Source organism: Turicimonas sp. TL08, assembly GCF_054660695.1.
In genome coordinates this window covers 125,623-140,042 of sequence record NZ_BAAGDP010000004.1, presented here as the reverse complement: position 1 = coordinate 140,042, position 14,420 = coordinate 125,623, and the positions used below count along the sequence as shown (strand labels likewise).

The following is a 14,420-nucleotide window of genomic DNA, read 5'->3' as shown; positions in this document are numbered from 1 at the left end:
CTGTGGCATTTTCATCTTTATGCTGTAGCACATGCTGTGGCATATGCTGTGGCAGATGCTGTGGCATATGCTGTGGCATTCCTTGGTCAGAGTTGGATGCTGTGGCATTTTCATCTTTATGCTGTAGTACATGCTGTGGCATATGCTGTGGCATTCCTTGGTCAGAGTTGGATGCTGTGGCATTTTCATCTTTATGCTGTAGCACATGCTGTGGCATATGCTGTGGCATTCCTTGGTCAGAGTTGGATGCTGTGGCATTTTCATCTTTATGCTGTAGTACATGCTGTGGCATATGCTGTGGCATTCCTTGGTCAGAGTTGGATGCTATGGCATTTTCGTCTTTATGCTGTAGCACATGCTGTGGCATTTCTTTCTCAGTTGTTCCCCAACGAGCTAATGCTTTTTTTCTAGCTTTTTCCGATCTGATTTCTCTGGCTTTCTCTTCAGCTTCAAGAATTTCTTGCTCTTGCTTCGCTAAATTGATTTTTTCTTCCATAAGTTCTGAATGCCAGAACCCCCCAGAAAAAGTAAAGAATTTGGTTAAAACGAACTCCCGAGCCTGCTGATCTTGCTCCGTAACTGCAGGACATAGATAAGCAACCTGTTCAGAAGACAGGGGAGTTTTTGAAAAAAAGTAGGCTGTTCTCAACTTAAATAGGCACCCGGCTTGAGTGGGATTCAAGTAAGAAAAGTCGGTGACGTATTCGTCGTTAGAGAAAGAAAGACATTTAGATAACTCTGTCATCATTACGCCTGATCAAAGTAATATTTATGAGATAAGCGAAAATTTTTATAATAAAAGAGCTTATCTCAACATCAACTAATATGAGAAGAGTTTATATGATATTTGCTAATACTTCAAATATTGATATAATCTTTTTAGACAGATTGATAAAGGAATTTTCTTATGTTGTTTAGAAAATTATGTGTTGGTTTGGGAATCTTGGCTGTGTCTTTCGGAACAATTGCTGCAACCTTGCCGCAGGATGCAGACAATTTGAGTTTTGGAGAGATAAAGAAGATTGTTAACGGCCTTGAATTGAAACGAGAGGACTGCAATATCCCTACGTTAATGTCTCTTACCAGCCGTATTCTCCAACTTCTCAATGAGGAAAAAATAACCCTTGAGGCTTCCGAGCCGTATACAAAAAAAATCGGAGAACAAATGAAAAGCTGCAGAAAGGCAAGATTGCAGACAAATATTTTTAAATAAAAATAGTTGAGTTAGTTAGGCCTTTTGATTAATCCAAATATTTGTTACTTTTCCAAGAACCTCGAGAGATTCCAGGTTTGAAGTAACTTCTTTATTAATATCACTTTCAATCATGTAATTGCCATCCAACAGTTGCGTGATTTTTCTGAATTTATGAAAATTGTTAATTAGAACGAGGTAGAGGCCGTCTCCTTCATAATGAGTTATCCTGCAATTTACAAGAACGATAGAACCTTGAGGCAACGTCTTGAACATTGCACTTTCATTAGGCATGAAACCTTTTAGTTCTGAATTGGGTTCTTGAATCAGACCATCTATAAAATAATTAGGCAATTGAATTTCTCCATTAAGTTTAGGATCACATCTGCCTTTGTCAGCATTAGACGGTTGAATGAATAAGGGGATGGAACTCAATTTTTTAAGGTCCGATAAATTAACCAATTCTAATTTTGGTATTTCAGGCTGAATATTTTCGTGAAACTCATCCATCCACCCACCAGGAAGATTTAATTTTTCTTCAATGGTTCGAGCAAGCTCAAACCCCATGGTCCTTCGGCCTTTAGAGTTGTTGATTTTTACCCTGTTTTTTATTTGACTTAACGTCGAGTCTCTTCTATCCCTTCCTAGAGCGATATTTAGATTTGCAATGGTTTTGTATTGTTCAATGAGGAAATTGAGATTTTGAAGCCTTATGTCAGCTGTCGTATCGCCCATTCTCTTTCTCCAATAAGTACTACTAGTATCAATTAATAGTAATTATTAGCAAGTAGAAAAAATTTGCTGAGATACACAATGTGAATATATGATATGTTATAATAATATATATGCTGATATTTGATGACTTGTAGAAAGAAAATGAAATTGCTTGATTATTTTGCTAGAGAGGACACTAAAACCCCTTATGCGCTTGCAAAATATTTAAACATAAATGCTGCGAATGTCTACGGTTGGTTAAAAAGCGGAAGACCTGTTCCAGTAGCGCACTGTCCAAAAATTGAAGAGTTTACTAATGGTGCAGTTACCTGTGAGGAACTTTTGCCAAGCTTCAATTGGGCAGAAGTGTGGGACATTTACCGACGCCGAAACAGCAGAAGAGAACAAATTCAATAAGAGCTAGCTGGAGCAAGCAGGTTATGTACGCCCAAGAACCAAATTTAAGACAGATAAGGCTGAAGACCGTGGCTGATAAATTGGGCTGCTCGGTTCAGCGTGTTTATGAATTAATGAAAGAAGATAAGGAATTTCCGATTCCAACTCGTTATACAGCTCGTTGGGTATCTTTCTTTGAGTGTGAGATTGATGCTTACATCATTAAAAAAGCAGCTAATACAAGCGGAGAGTCAATTGAGAATTTGACAGAGAGACTCCTGAAGGCTTCTGTATTTTGTTATGAGTACAACAAGAGGGTGAATAAGATAAAACCGGCAGAAGTTGCGTAATTTTTTAACCGAACCCCCGCAAGTTCCACTAAAAATATTAAAAGACAGCGGGGAAATAACAATTAATAAATCTCATCCCAAATCAAAATGGCAAATGCTTCATCTTCTGAAATTCAATTGATTCTGCTTTTGAGCGGACTTGCCTGTATTGCCTTGAGTCCGGCCTTTTTGTTCGAAAAGGAAACTGTGGGTATGGGGCAGTTTGCTGTGATGGGACTCTTGGTTCTTGGAATGATTCTTGTCATTTTGGCGGCAGCAGTGGGAGATTGAGTGTCAACCACCCCTGGCTAAAAGCCCGAGGCTTGCGAAAGCCTGGTTGACCAGCCTCAGTCGGCAGCAATGCTGACTACGTTGCAGAGAGGCTCAAGACTCACTCCGGGGTGCTTCCTCAGCTCCGGACCCTGAAAGTTCCGAAAGCAGACAAGCTATGGGTAAGTACGAAACGATTCGGAACAAAACGCCGCTCTGCAACATTGGCGAGGGGAACAACACCGAAAGGTGTTTGTAACGGACAAGTCGGAAGACAAGTCTAGTAACCGTAAGGTAATTTATTTATGACGACATTTGTATTTGTATTAGATAGGAAAGGCAGGAGCCTGATGCCCTGTCATCCGGCAAGAGCAAGAAAGCTCCTGAAAAAAGGACGGGCCCGGGTGGCTGGTTATTCCTACAGTTGGGAAGGCTGTCCAACTCCTCCTCGGGTTGAAACCTGAGGTATCTTTGGAGAAGTTAGATGAACAACTGCATCCAGTTAACAAAGAAATTAAAACCTCAGTTTGTGACCCGATTAAGAGCTCTTCTGACCGAGTTGTACAAAGATGTGCCGGCGTCGGAATCGGAACCGCAAATTTACCAAATTGTCTATTCCGCTGTGAAGAATTTGGAATGGGCGGCCAACGGTTACTGCATTCTTCCTGACTGTTCCCCTATATATGTTTCAACTACAAAAGGATTTGTAAAAGGACTGACGATGAATTTGTCTGTCTTAGGCAAAAGTTTTGATTTGTGCGTTATGCCGAGTGATTTCAGAGAGGTGTAGGAGATGAAATTTACCGGGAAAGATGAAAAAAGCAAGAACTGGAAAAACTATGTTTACCCAAGCGACTCAGTATCAAATACTCCTTCAAGCCAGTATCTTGGGTGTTGTTTATTGCGCAGTAAATGGATTGAAAGAACCATGTCCAACAACTACATTGGTTTTCCTTGGGTCAGTTATAGCGACAGCAATTCTCCCGGATCTAAAACCTTTTTTCAATACTTCCAGTTGGGGTACGGAATTCTTCACCGCCTGCCTGATTGCAGGACTACCTTATTATTTTCCAAAACCGCTGGAATTATTCATAGAGTATGCGGCCTTTGCCGCCATTACAGTGGGGGCTTTGTGTATTCCATATTTGTGAAGAGGTATTCATTTACCGTTAGACAGGGGAAATCTTACGAAAACATTTTCCTGCGAACCGTCACTGAAAATGAATTTAAGAAAATGCTCTGTTTCTTCCTTTGGAAACAAGACGAACAATCTCACTGTAGTTGTCTCTCCCAGAGAGTAAATTGGTATAGCTTTCATGTTGAGTTTTACAGAAAATTTTTCGTCAAAGGTTTTACTCAAAAGAGTTGGCTCTGGGAAAAATTTGTTCAGAGGGTCGGAGACTTTAACCGACTCCAAATAAATTTGCTCTCGCAAAGATGTAATTTTTACTTGGATCTCTTGAAGGGATTTTGTCCCGTTAATTGTCTGGAAATCAAAGATTTTAATGTTGATAATCATAGAGTTATCTCTGCCAATATCCCAGAAGTAGAGAGTAACACCAAGAGTTATGAACGCGAGAGACGCGGTCGTCCAATCAAGAAGGCTGTCACTAGAGTACCCAGCTCTCTGCACTTCAAACCAAATTCTGGGAAGAATTCCGAGAAAGAGTATCTCAGCACTACCAATATAAATAAATTTCCTGATTTTTCTGTACTGAAGGGCAAGTTTCAGTCTTATAAGAGTTCGTTTCAAGTTCATTATCTTCTCCGAGGGTTGATTAGTAATTTGAGTGTGCAAATCAAATTCTATTCTTCCCTTCGGAGGACTCAATCTCCGGTTATTCAAGGATAAAAAATGAAGATAACTCAATCCAGAAGACTAAAAACTGCACTTTGTTTTATCGCCGGTACGGGCCTTTTAACCTGTTTTGCATTTAAGGTCATGGCTCAGGAGAATTATTCAAAGATTCCGGGGATGCCAAGCATAGATTTTATGACCGGTGATGACCGCTGGGGATGCGAAGTTCTTCTTTGTCTCGCAAACCCAAACGGGCCAAGGGCGGTAAGCGAATGCCGACCTCCTATTGATAAATTGTTTAAGTGCTTGTCGAAACGCCATCCATGCTCGTTTCCGCAGTGCCCGATGGCTGGGGAAGGCAATTATGCAAAGCAGCTTAACGACGGTTTTGACCCCTGCTCGCTATACGGACTGGAGGATGCTCCGAAGGGATATCTTTTGCAAGGTAAGTTAGACGGATTGGACTTAACTTCAGGAAGAAGAGGAAGGACTCAGTATATCAAGCGTGGTTCTTCGTCTTACAACTGGGGCGGAGAACACTTTTTCTCCGGCAACAATGACGAAGGCAGCAGTTCTGCCGGGCGTTGGGCCGGAACCAAAGCCTGTGTTAAAGGTTATCAAGGCACTGTATACGAACCTTACACATGCTATGAAGATTCCGGTGAATCGAGTTATGCCACTACTTGTTATAGGCCGGTCAAAGTCTATGAGCAGGTGCTGTGGCAGGACTACCAAAGCAGACGAGCGATTGATGTTTATATCGACGGCAAAATTTTCAGACGAGTGCATTGGTAGAGCAAAGTTTCATAACCATGGAGAAATATCTGATGAATTATCCCCCGGTAACTTCAAAGGAATTTCTCCGTGGTAAATCCCGAGAGAAAAAAAATGATTGTTAATAAAGAAAAACTCGCAGATGTTGAAGTTGTTAGAGTGGGAGAAAAGCTCAAACAAGGTCTTGCCGGCATCAGAAAGCTAGTTATCTATGAAGCAAGAATCAAACAAGGGCAAAAAACATTGAAAAAGAAGTCAGAAGATTTGAACGAGCTGCTAGCTTGGATTCAGAAGAAAAAGGCGGCCTAAAGTTTTTAACCTTTGTGAATTTTCTTATCTCAGCTTTTTAGTGCAAGCATTTATTTTACAAAGGTTTTTTCTTCAAGGCTGTTCGGAGGCCGGATGCTAAAAAAGTTTAAATTTTTACTTGGCCGGTAAATTTAAACGCCTCCGAACTGTCCTATTTTAAATATTCAGAGCATCTATAAAGACAAAGGCCCCGTAATGAGAAGGTACGGTAAAAGATAATTCTTCTCAAAAGTTCATAAGCGTCCATTTAACCGGCCAAGTTAAATATAGAACGAATGTTAACCACCCCGGGCTAAAAGCCCGAGGCTTGCAAAAGCCTGGTTGACCAGCCTCAGTCGGCAGCAATGCTGACTACGTTGCAGAGAGGTTCAAGACTCACTCCGGGGTGCTTCCTCAGCTCCGGACCCTGAAAGTTCCGAAAGCAGACAAGCTATGGGTAAGTACGAAACGATTCGGAACAAAACGCCGCTCTGCAACATTGGCGAGGGGAACAATACCGAAAGGTGTTTGTAACGGACAAGTCGGAAGACAAGTCCAGTAACCGTAAGGTAATTTACTTATGAACAAAATATTTAAGAAGATTTGGAACAAATCCAGAGGCTGCTTTGTTGCGGTCAGTGAAGTTGCATCCGCCGCAAGTAAGAAAGGCGGAGAAAATGTTTTAGTTATAGGTTTGTTGGCTGTGATTCCTTCTTTTGGAGCAGCTGGCACCCTAACCATTAATTCCGATTGGCACGTCTCTCAGCAGGAGGGAATGACCATCAATATGCATCACCTACAAGATGAGAATGTAATCGTTAACGGTAACTATTACATGGACTCGACTTGTGCTTTTTATCTTGCTGATCAATCAAAGGTTGGAGGTTTGCCGATTGGAAACCTCCAAGTCAACGGAAGTTTTTATCTCCAATTTCCTTCAATTGATCCATATCCTCAGAATCCGACGGGATACACATTGGCCCATGTGCATTTAAAAGATGCAACGGGAACATTGAACATCCGAGATAATTTCTACATTTCCAGTATTTCTTACTTGCATACTTCCAACTTTTTCGAGGATAAGTCTGGAAAAGCTACAAGCTATTTAAAGGTTGGAGGCACTACAACTATTGAGAACGGTGGCTCTATAAATGCTCCGGGTACCTACGGTGTTTCGAGTCAGTTCGCTGAGTCCACACACGTTCTCAATGTTCTTGATCTTTATGGAAGTTACCACGGCCACGGCGGATCTATTAACACAAAATATTCCCGAACAATTGCAGTCGGAAACTTGCGGAACGGCGGATACTTCGGCCAAGGCTCGAACACTCCGAATGGCTTTGATAATGTTTATTTTGGAACATTGAACCTTTTCAGCGGGTCTACTTTAGGAAATAACGGGGCTCTGGTTATAGGTGCAATGGAGCAAAACAAGGTCGCTGTAGGGAATGTGCTCAACCTAAACGGCGGAGCAATTCATAACCGGGACGGCTTAGTTCAACACCAGGGCACGATAAATGTTAACTCTGCCTATGATTTTTCAAATTTCGTACAAAACGGCGGAACTTTAAACAACAATAATTCCCTTACTCTTACTGATGTCACTCTTAACGGCGGTAGCCTTAATAACAACAATACGCTGACTCTTAGAGGGAATGTAGTAACCAATGGAAGATTGGCTTTAAAGGGAACCATAAATAATCAAGGTTCTTGGGTCGAAAATAGTCCGATAGTTTTACAAGGTACCTTCAACAATAGTGGAACTTTCGTTACTGCCGGCTTATGGAACTTTCAAAATGGCTCGAAGTTTAATAATGCAGGAACTCTTCAAACAAATAACGCCTCCAACGTATTTGACTCTTTAGGCAGCCAAGGCCAGACAGCATTGACAACCGTCAGCAGGAATGCGCAATTGCCGGAAGAAGCGAAGACGGCATTGACTGACTTATTCCGCCATTACGTTCCCGGAAGCGTTGCTCAGAATCTGGTTGACCACGCCACATTTAGCGGCGGGAAAGTCATCGTTACCGGCGTCAATCTGACCCAGACGCAGGCAGACGATTTGAAGAAAGAATTCAAATCAAAGTTTTTTCTCCTTCCAACAGAAATTTCCGCCAGCACTTTTCTACAAGAGTGCTAACTGAAGTTTCTGTATTTCTTTCAGGAGAAAAAATGAACAAGATTTTTAAAAGGATTTGGAATAAGGCTAGAGGGTGCTTTGTGGCAGTTAGCGAGGTTGCTGCCGCCGCAAGTAAAAAAGGTGGGAAAAATGCCTTGGTTGGAACAATTGCTCTCCTCTTACCTTTAACTTCATATGCAGTCCAAACCATTACCGGTGATGTCGAACTTGGAACGCTTAAAGAGAACGAAAAAAACACTCTGAGAGACAGCTACATTATCAATGGAAATGCAACCGCTTTTGATGATTTTCTCCATGTTTCTTGGACTTCAAAAGACTATCGTGGCATGGAAAATCAAACTTTGACCGTAAATGGCAACCTGACTGTAACCAGCCCTTACATGGTGATAACTCACAGAGGAGATGGGGCATCCCAAATCACTGGAGGGTTACACGTTCGTGACAATCTTTATTTGGATGCGGGATTGTTACGTGTCGGCAGTGGAAATTCTCACGACGGAGGCACTGTAAATACTTCATTTTCTGTTGGCGGAACTTTGAGGGTTGCTCAAGGGGCAACCATTGACAACAGGTCAGATTATTTCCATGTCCATTTAAATATGTCGGCAGGCACCTTGGACTTTTCAGGAAATTTTGATATTTCCTCGGTTGAAACAGGGACGATAAATTACGGAAATATGATTGTTCGTAACGGTTCATACAAGCAAACTAACAACGTCCAAACCTATGCTTCCAATTCATTATCACTTTTAGGAGGTACTCTTACTAATGAATCTTCGTTGGTCGTCGGAGGGAAAAGCGGTCAATTTTCTGTTGGCAATTCACTTACTTTAGGGGGCGGAAATTTAACCAATAGAAATTTATTAACTCAGATAGCCGGAAATATCAACATAACAGGCGGCAGTTATGACTTCGGCACTTTCAATAAGAGCAACGGTGCTCTTAGCAACGCCGGCACTTTAACGATAACTCAGTTCAACCAGTCCGGCGGTTCTGTTTCTAACACAGGAAACCTGACTATTGGCAATGCTGATCTATACGGTTCATTGACCTCAAGCGGAACGTTAGCTCTCACTGGTAATGTCATCAGCAGAGGAAACTTGTCTTCGACAGGAACGCTAAATAACCGTGGCAGCTGGACGGAAACTAATGCATTCACTATTGCCGGCAATCTCAACAACACCGGAGCAATCAACTTCCAGAATGGTTTTGCGCTTGCTGCCGGTTCAAAACTGAATTCATCCGGCACCATTCAAACAAATAACGCATTCAACGTATTTGACTCCTTAGGCAGCCAAGGACAAACGGCATTGACGACCGTCAGTATGGATGCCCAATTACCGGAAGAAACCAAGACGGCTCTTACTGACTTTTTCCGTCACTATGTTCCCGGAACTGTTGCTCAGAATCTGGTTGACCACGCCACATTTAGCGGCGGAAAAGTCATCGTTACCGGCGTCAATCTAACCCAGACGCAGGCAGATGATTTGAAGAAAGAATTCAAATCAAAGTTTGGATCCGCAACTACGCTTGAGTTCCAAGGCACTATAGCCGGCGTTTCACATGATGATAAATTGAATGTTGCCAAAGTCAATGAACTTTATGACAACGTGGAGTCCTTAAGAGACGTCACAATCATTAGTCACAATCTGGAAGGTGAAGGAAAAGACGTTGAAATTGGAGAAAACGGAGTTAAGCACTCCGCCGGTTTCAAAGGCGTAAATGAAGCAGCTTCAATTACAGTAAAAGACGGCAAAACTTTAGAGTTAGTCGGAGAAAAGGATAACTCTAATTTCTTAATCACGGCTGTCAATACAGTTGTAGAAGGTTTTTCTAAACTGATTCTCGGCTCTAAAGGCTTGGAAGGTACATATTCCGGAAAGACGGCGGCAATTCAACTTACTGACACAAACGCAGCCTTGCTGGTTAAAGCCGGACTCTACGAAGTTGACAGCGTTACAGGAGAAGGTTACGTTGCAGTTGACAACGAGGCGGTTCTTGCTCTTCAAGGCGGCTCTCAGAGCGGAAAGGTAGATGTCAAAGGACAATTGGATGTCAAAGGTGATGCAAAACTAGGACATGCTGAACTTGCTGAGGGTTCGGTTCTAAACAATTCAGCAAATCTTCATCTGGCTTCCATTGATTCCTCTGCCGGAGCAGTCTACAACCAGACTGCCGGCTCTCTTCAATCTGATTCAGGGTGGTTTGACAACGCCACTTTGAATATCAGCGGAGGAAAACTCGACGGCTCTCTGATTAAAGACGCCGAAGGCAACGCTGCCGGGCTGGGTAATAACACTATTAATATCAGCGGGAGCGGAAAGAATCCGATCATTACAACTACTGCCCCTGCAGAAAGTAAAAAGCATTGGAAAGATAACTTGACGGTTGTCTATACACCTGAGCTTACAAGTGAGACGACGGTTAATGTCTACGAAGGCGGTGTTCTTCAAGCCGACAAACTCAATTTCGACGGTACAACTGAAAATTCTGTCGTATTGGCCGGCGGTGCGCTGGAAACAAAACTTGATCAAGTATTCAATGATGTTAAACGGGATATTTTGACGCTTGACGGAACTGATTCCAGCGGTCAGATTGGTGTTCCTACCCAAGTGCTCGGCGCAACAAGCGTTGGGGCCATGAAGGAAGAAGTAAAAAATGCTGTTTATGGGCACAGCGGACTCGTCGTTTTCAATGACGAATATCTAAAGATGTCCGGCGTTATTGATGCTATGCAGCATTTTGTAGCGAGTGCTGAAAATCCCGGAGTAATTGATCCCGATAATCCTTATACGCCCGGAGACACTTCTTCTGGTGTGTACTTAGCTTTCACAGGCCAAGTTGACGGAAAATTAACTGTTGACTTAGCTAACCAGTTCGATTCGGAGCAGAGCAGCGGAGATCTCGCCGGAGTGGTGTTAAGCCATACTGTTCTGTACAACGAATCAGCAAACGATCCTAATAAATTAAACCATAATTTGGTTATCGGCTTTAATGAGCACAATCATCCGAATGCAAACGTCATTGATGTAAACCAGGGTATTGGTTTTCTAAGTGTTGACGGTGCCGATCAAGTTCATATTGAAGAAGGCAAGGAGTTTGTGCTCGTCGGTCATCACGATGATGACGATATCAGAACTGATGAAGACAGAAACAACGTTCATAGTGTCCCTGACAGTGTTTTATTCAACGAGAAGACTGCATTAATTAAAAATGACAACAATGACGGAGGTCATGTTGAAGTTTCCGGAAAATTTACCTACGGAAGCTTCGCAGCCCATACCCCGACAATCGGCTGGATTGGCTCACTGCTCATCCATGACTCAGGCACTGTAGAGGCCAAGAATGGTGAGTATGCTGTTTGGGATATTGAAAACAACGGCAAGATTCACATCAATAAAGGCTCTATTCTTCATTCGCACAATTACACCGGCACCGGAGATTGGCTCAACGAAGGTCAAATCTGGTTAGGTAACTCTCATTCCGGACAAGTTGCCGATAAAGACCATATTCCATTTGAGATTAAAGGTAAGTTTGAAAATGCAGAAGGAGCAATTTTCAGTTCTGCTAATAAAACTAACCTTATTGTCAGCAATGAACTTTTGAACAAAGGTTCTGGGCTTTATTCTGTACTTACCATTGCTGAAAACGGAGTTTCTGTTAATAAGGGAGAAGAAAGCGGAAAAGCCATTGAGGTTCAAACCGGAGGAAAACACGTCAACGACGGCTCCTCTTTCTTTAAGAAAGTCAGTGTTTCCGGTCTTATTCAAAACTTTAAAGATTTTGTGATTGGAGCTGACTCTTCGACGTCAACTTTGGCTGAAGCAGATGCCGATACAGATGAGAAGGCTTTTGAAGTTGCAGCCGGAGGACGTTTTGAAAACAAAGGTAACTTAACTGCTAGCTCCATTCAAACCTCTCAGATCGCCGGAGAGCTCGACAATACCGGGGTGGCAAATTACAACGATATGGTAATTGCAGATACCGGTTCTTCTACTACAGCAAATTATGAAAAAGGAGAATGGCTGACAGTTCACGGTTCTCATCAAAACTCTAAAGTCTCCATCTGGAACAGGATTGATGTCGGCCAGAGCGGTAAACAGGAAAATTCCGGATCTTTGGAAATAGCTGACGGCTTTAATGTTGCCGGAGAGTTTGTTAATACCAAGACAGGCACACTCGATGCTTCAAAAGTCGGAAATACTGAAGTAAGCGGAACTCTTACAAATGACGGCCAAGCTCAGTACAAAGACATGACTGTGCAAAACGGCGGCAGCTCTATTAATACCGGCTACGAAAAAGGAGAGTGGCTCAAGATTGAAGACGGAGGCAAGCACGCTAACTCCGGCGTTTCTATCTGGAACCAGCTTGCTGTTGACGGTGAGCTGCACAATGAGAAAGACGGCAGGCTTGATGCAACGAAAGTAGAAAACACTGAAGTCACCGGTGCTCTTACCAATGACGGCACGGCCAACTACGATGATATGACTATCAAAGACGGCGGTCTCTCAGACAATAAAGGCTATGAAAAAGGAGATATCAAAACTGTAGGGCCGGACGGCACCCATAAGAATTCAGGCACCTCGATTTGGAATGAAGTCAAAATTGCCGGCGGTGACTTTGAAAATACCGGCATAACCAATACGGATAAGCTCACCATCGACGACGGAAAAGTTGAAGTCGGATCCGGTGAACTAAATGCTAAAGATACCGATCTTAACGGCGGAGATTTAGTCATCGGCAATGACAAGCCATTGGCTGAAGAAAATAAAGCTCAAGTCGAATTCAGAACCGATAAACCAATTGATACGAATATTTATGTCAAGAATAACGGTGATTTGGGCTTAGGTGAAGACGCACTGGAGTTTGCAGATGTTGTCAGTGCTCTTCGTATTCCTGATGTCCCAAGCCGCCTGGTTGTTACCGAGCAGGTTGTTACCGGGCCGGGAGGAGGCATTGCTGTTGGTCCGGAAGTCTGGACAGATGAAGACAATCATGTCCAAATCGGCAACGGTGACTTGTATTTTGCAGACGGCAGCTACACTGTGATCAAAGCTGAAGCGGCTGCAAATTCACCGATATTTACTACAAAGAGCGATATCGCCAAAGTGACTGTGGAGCCGGGAGCAACTTTAGTCTTAGGAGACCTGCAGGAGCCCGGAGACTACTCAATTGTCAGCGGTTTTGTCACTTCAGGCAATGAAGATGAAACCGGCTGGATCGGAGGCTGGATAGCAAAAGATAATCTTTATGCACTTGCGCAGCAGGGTACGGGTCTTGAGTGGATTCTGACCCTGCATCATGATCCAGCGAATATTTGGGTCAATGCTCAGTTAGCAGATGTCAGGACCCTTTATCCGGATATTGTTATACCGAATAACGTTAACAAAGCGTTAAACGGTCCTTGTTCCGGAGGAGCTGACGAGCAGCTCATCTGCAAGATTCTCAAGGATAAGACAGCCGGCAGGGATATTAAGACTAAGCTGCTTAATTCCGTGGTCATGATTGGTCAGGCATCGGGTGCTTTGTCTATTACTAATGACTTGGCAGACAGTGCAACCGATTCTGTTGAAAAACACCTTTCTTTCAGAGATTACGGTTATGCCAACGGCGTGCTGAAAGATTATTCCGGATTGCATTTGTGGGCGGATTTGTTAGGAACCCGTCTGAGGACAAATGATTTGGATGGTGCGGGCAACATGAACGGCGGCTTCAGAGCTTATTCGGGAGGATTTGTTATCGGAGCAGATCATCAGTTCGAGGCTATGCCTGATGTACGTGCAGGTTTAGCGTTCTCCTTCCAGAAGGGTAAAGCAGACTCTCTTGGAGATTATGTCGCAACACGGAACAAATTCAATCAGTGGATGGTCCATGGCTATGTTGCTAAGGACTTTGGCAACGATCTGAACTGGATTAGCTCAATCAATGTCGGCCAGAACATAAGTAAAGCTTCGCAGTCACTGCCTTTGTGGTCGGGTTTTGACCGCTCGGAGGCACGTATTAAAAATACAGTTGCCAACGTTGCAACAAAACTTGAGAAAAACATTCAGGTCTCTGAAAACGTTCATATCGTTCCTCACGCCGGCCTTCGCTGGATGAGAACTCATACACAGGGATACACCACGAAACTTAACGGTCAAAGTGCCTTCCGTTACGGCAGAACTTCCACGAATTTGCTTCAGGTTCCCCTTGGTGTCGGTGTTGAAGCACAAGCTTCTTTCGGAGACTGGAGAATTCGCCCTCAAGCTGATTTGACTCTTGTTTACAGCATCGGAAACCTTAAAAACTCTACAACGGTTTCAGGGGTTACTGTCGGAGAACTCGATTCTATGTCCAATCAATTTGCCGGAAGGTTCTCCTCAAAACTTCAGGCCGGAGTGCAGGTTGAAAGAAAAGGCGTTTCCGGAGGACTTCAATTCGGTTTGACCAAAGGTTCTGCGGGCAAGCTTGATGCAGCAGTCAAGCTCGAAGGGAGATACAGGTTCTAAGGAGAAAGGCAGGGATCTACCCTGCCTATTG

General features: G+C 43.2%; 13 protein-coding genes. 11 read left to right on the top strand and 2 right to left on the bottom strand.

Annotation, left to right across the window (positions count from 1 at the left end):
* A partial coding sequence (locus ACYQ4O_RS03560) for a DUF1376 domain-containing protein (RefSeq protein WP_460174776.1) occupies nucleotides 1-745 on the bottom strand: 745 nt, incomplete at its 3' end.
* Between the two features lie 162 nt (nucleotides 746-907).
* Here ACYQ4O_RS03560 and ACYQ4O_RS03555 point away from each other — a divergent pair.
* Nucleotides 908-1,213 carry a hypothetical protein gene (locus tag ACYQ4O_RS03555; RefSeq protein ID WP_460174775.1) on the top strand — a complete coding sequence of 102 codons (306 nt, stop codon included), beginning with the start codon at nucleotides 908-910 and terminating at the stop codon, nucleotides 1,211-1,213.
* A 15-nt stretch (nucleotides 1,214-1,228) separates the two neighbouring features.
* Here ACYQ4O_RS03555 and ACYQ4O_RS03550 read toward each other — a convergent pair whose 3' ends face one another.
* Entirely contained in the window at nucleotides 1,229-1,927 is a 699-nt protein-coding gene (locus ACYQ4O_RS03550; protein WP_460174774.1) for a hypothetical protein, read from the bottom strand.
* A 141-nt stretch (nucleotides 1,928-2,068) separates the two neighbouring features.
* On the opposite strand from ACYQ4O_RS03550, the gene ACYQ4O_RS03545 reads away from it, so the two are divergent.
* From ACYQ4O_RS03545 to ACYQ4O_RS03500, 10 genes are all read left to right on the top strand, one after another.
* On the top strand, nucleotides 2,069-2,323 hold the full coding sequence (locus ACYQ4O_RS03545; RefSeq protein WP_282197577.1) for a transcriptional regulator: 255 nt from the start codon (nucleotides 2,069-2,071) through the stop codon (nucleotides 2,321-2,323).
* Between the two features lie 23 nt (nucleotides 2,324-2,346).
* Nucleotides 2,347-2,652: a helix-turn-helix transcriptional regulator gene (locus ACYQ4O_RS03540; protein WP_460174773.1), complete on the top strand. Its 306-nt coding sequence runs from the start codon at nucleotides 2,347-2,349 to the stop codon at nucleotides 2,650-2,652.
* 87 nt (nucleotides 2,653-2,739) lie between these two features.
* Nucleotides 2,740-2,922, top strand: a complete 183-nt coding sequence (locus ACYQ4O_RS03535; protein WP_282197575.1) for a hypothetical protein — start codon at nucleotides 2,740-2,742, stop codon at nucleotides 2,920-2,922.
* A 284-nt stretch (nucleotides 2,923-3,206) separates the two neighbouring features.
* Complete coding sequence (locus ACYQ4O_RS03530) at nucleotides 3,207-3,365, top strand: RRXRR domain-containing protein (protein WP_460174772.1); 159 nt, start codon at nucleotides 3,207-3,209, stop codon at nucleotides 3,363-3,365.
* Nucleotides 3,366-3,385: 20 nt separating this feature from the next.
* A complete protein-coding gene (locus ACYQ4O_RS03525) occupies nucleotides 3,386-3,691 on the top strand; it encodes a hypothetical protein (RefSeq protein ID WP_308515242.1) in 306 nt (101 codons plus the stop codon).
* A gap of 22 nt (nucleotides 3,692-3,713) precedes the next feature.
* A complete protein-coding gene (locus tag ACYQ4O_RS03520) occupies nucleotides 3,714-4,052 on the top strand; it encodes a hypothetical protein (protein ID WP_308515244.1) in 339 nt (112 codons plus the stop codon).
* A 704-nt stretch (nucleotides 4,053-4,756) separates the two neighbouring features.
* Nucleotides 4,757-5,494 carry a TrbM/KikA/MpfK family conjugal transfer protein gene (locus ACYQ4O_RS03515; RefSeq protein ID WP_460174771.1) on the top strand — a complete coding sequence of 246 codons (738 nt, stop codon included), beginning with the start codon at nucleotides 4,757-4,759 and terminating at the stop codon, nucleotides 5,492-5,494.
* Nucleotides 5,495-5,587: 93 nt separating this feature from the next.
* Nucleotides 5,588-5,782: a hypothetical protein gene (locus ACYQ4O_RS03510; RefSeq protein ID WP_308515248.1), complete on the top strand. Its 195-nt coding sequence runs from the start codon at nucleotides 5,588-5,590 to the stop codon at nucleotides 5,780-5,782.
* A 559-nt stretch (nucleotides 5,783-6,341) separates the two neighbouring features.
* Complete coding sequence (locus tag ACYQ4O_RS03505) at nucleotides 6,342-7,901, top strand: ESPR-type extended signal peptide-containing protein (RefSeq protein ID WP_460174770.1); 1,560 nt, start codon at nucleotides 6,342-6,344, stop codon at nucleotides 7,899-7,901.
* 32 nt (nucleotides 7,902-7,933) lie between these two features.
* On the top strand, nucleotides 7,934-14,389 hold the full coding sequence (locus ACYQ4O_RS03500; RefSeq protein WP_460174769.1) for an autotransporter domain-containing protein: 6,456 nt from the start codon (nucleotides 7,934-7,936) through the stop codon (nucleotides 14,387-14,389).
* Nucleotides 14,390-14,420 lie beyond the last annotated feature (31 nt).

Excerpts from the sequence above, each read along its gene's own strand:
- ACYQ4O_RS03555 (WP_460174775.1), top strand. The coding sequence starts at position 908 with ATGTTGTTTAGAAAATTATGTGTTGGTTTGGGAATCTTGGCTGTGTCT.
- ACYQ4O_RS03550 (WP_460174774.1), bottom strand. The coding sequence starts at position 1,927 with ATGGGCGATACGACAGCTGACATAAGGCTTCAAAATCTCAATTTCCTC.
- ACYQ4O_RS03545 (WP_282197577.1), top strand. The coding sequence starts at position 2,069 with ATGAAATTGCTTGATTATTTTGCTAGAGAGGACACTAAAACCCCTTAT.
- ACYQ4O_RS03540 (WP_460174773.1), top strand. The coding sequence starts at position 2,347 with ATGTACGCCCAAGAACCAAATTTAAGACAGATAAGGCTGAAGACCGTG.
- ACYQ4O_RS03535 (WP_282197575.1), top strand. The coding sequence starts at position 2,740 with ATGGCAAATGCTTCATCTTCTGAAATTCAATTGATTCTGCTTTTGAGC.
- ACYQ4O_RS03530 (WP_460174772.1), top strand. The coding sequence starts at position 3,207 with ATGACGACATTTGTATTTGTATTAGATAGGAAAGGCAGGAGCCTGATG.
- ACYQ4O_RS03525 (WP_308515242.1), top strand. The coding sequence starts at position 3,386 with ATGAACAACTGCATCCAGTTAACAAAGAAATTAAAACCTCAGTTTGTG.
- ACYQ4O_RS03520 (WP_308515244.1), top strand. The coding sequence starts at position 3,714 with ATGAAAAAAGCAAGAACTGGAAAAACTATGTTTACCCAAGCGACTCAG.
- ACYQ4O_RS03515 (WP_460174771.1), top strand. The coding sequence starts at position 4,757 with ATGAAGATAACTCAATCCAGAAGACTAAAAACTGCACTTTGTTTTATC.
- ACYQ4O_RS03510 (WP_308515248.1), top strand. The coding sequence starts at position 5,588 with ATGATTGTTAATAAAGAAAAACTCGCAGATGTTGAAGTTGTTAGAGTG.
- ACYQ4O_RS03505 (WP_460174770.1), top strand. The coding sequence starts at position 6,342 with ATGAACAAAATATTTAAGAAGATTTGGAACAAATCCAGAGGCTGCTTT.
- ACYQ4O_RS03500 (WP_460174769.1), top strand. The coding sequence starts at position 7,934 with ATGAACAAGATTTTTAAAAGGATTTGGAATAAGGCTAGAGGGTGCTTT.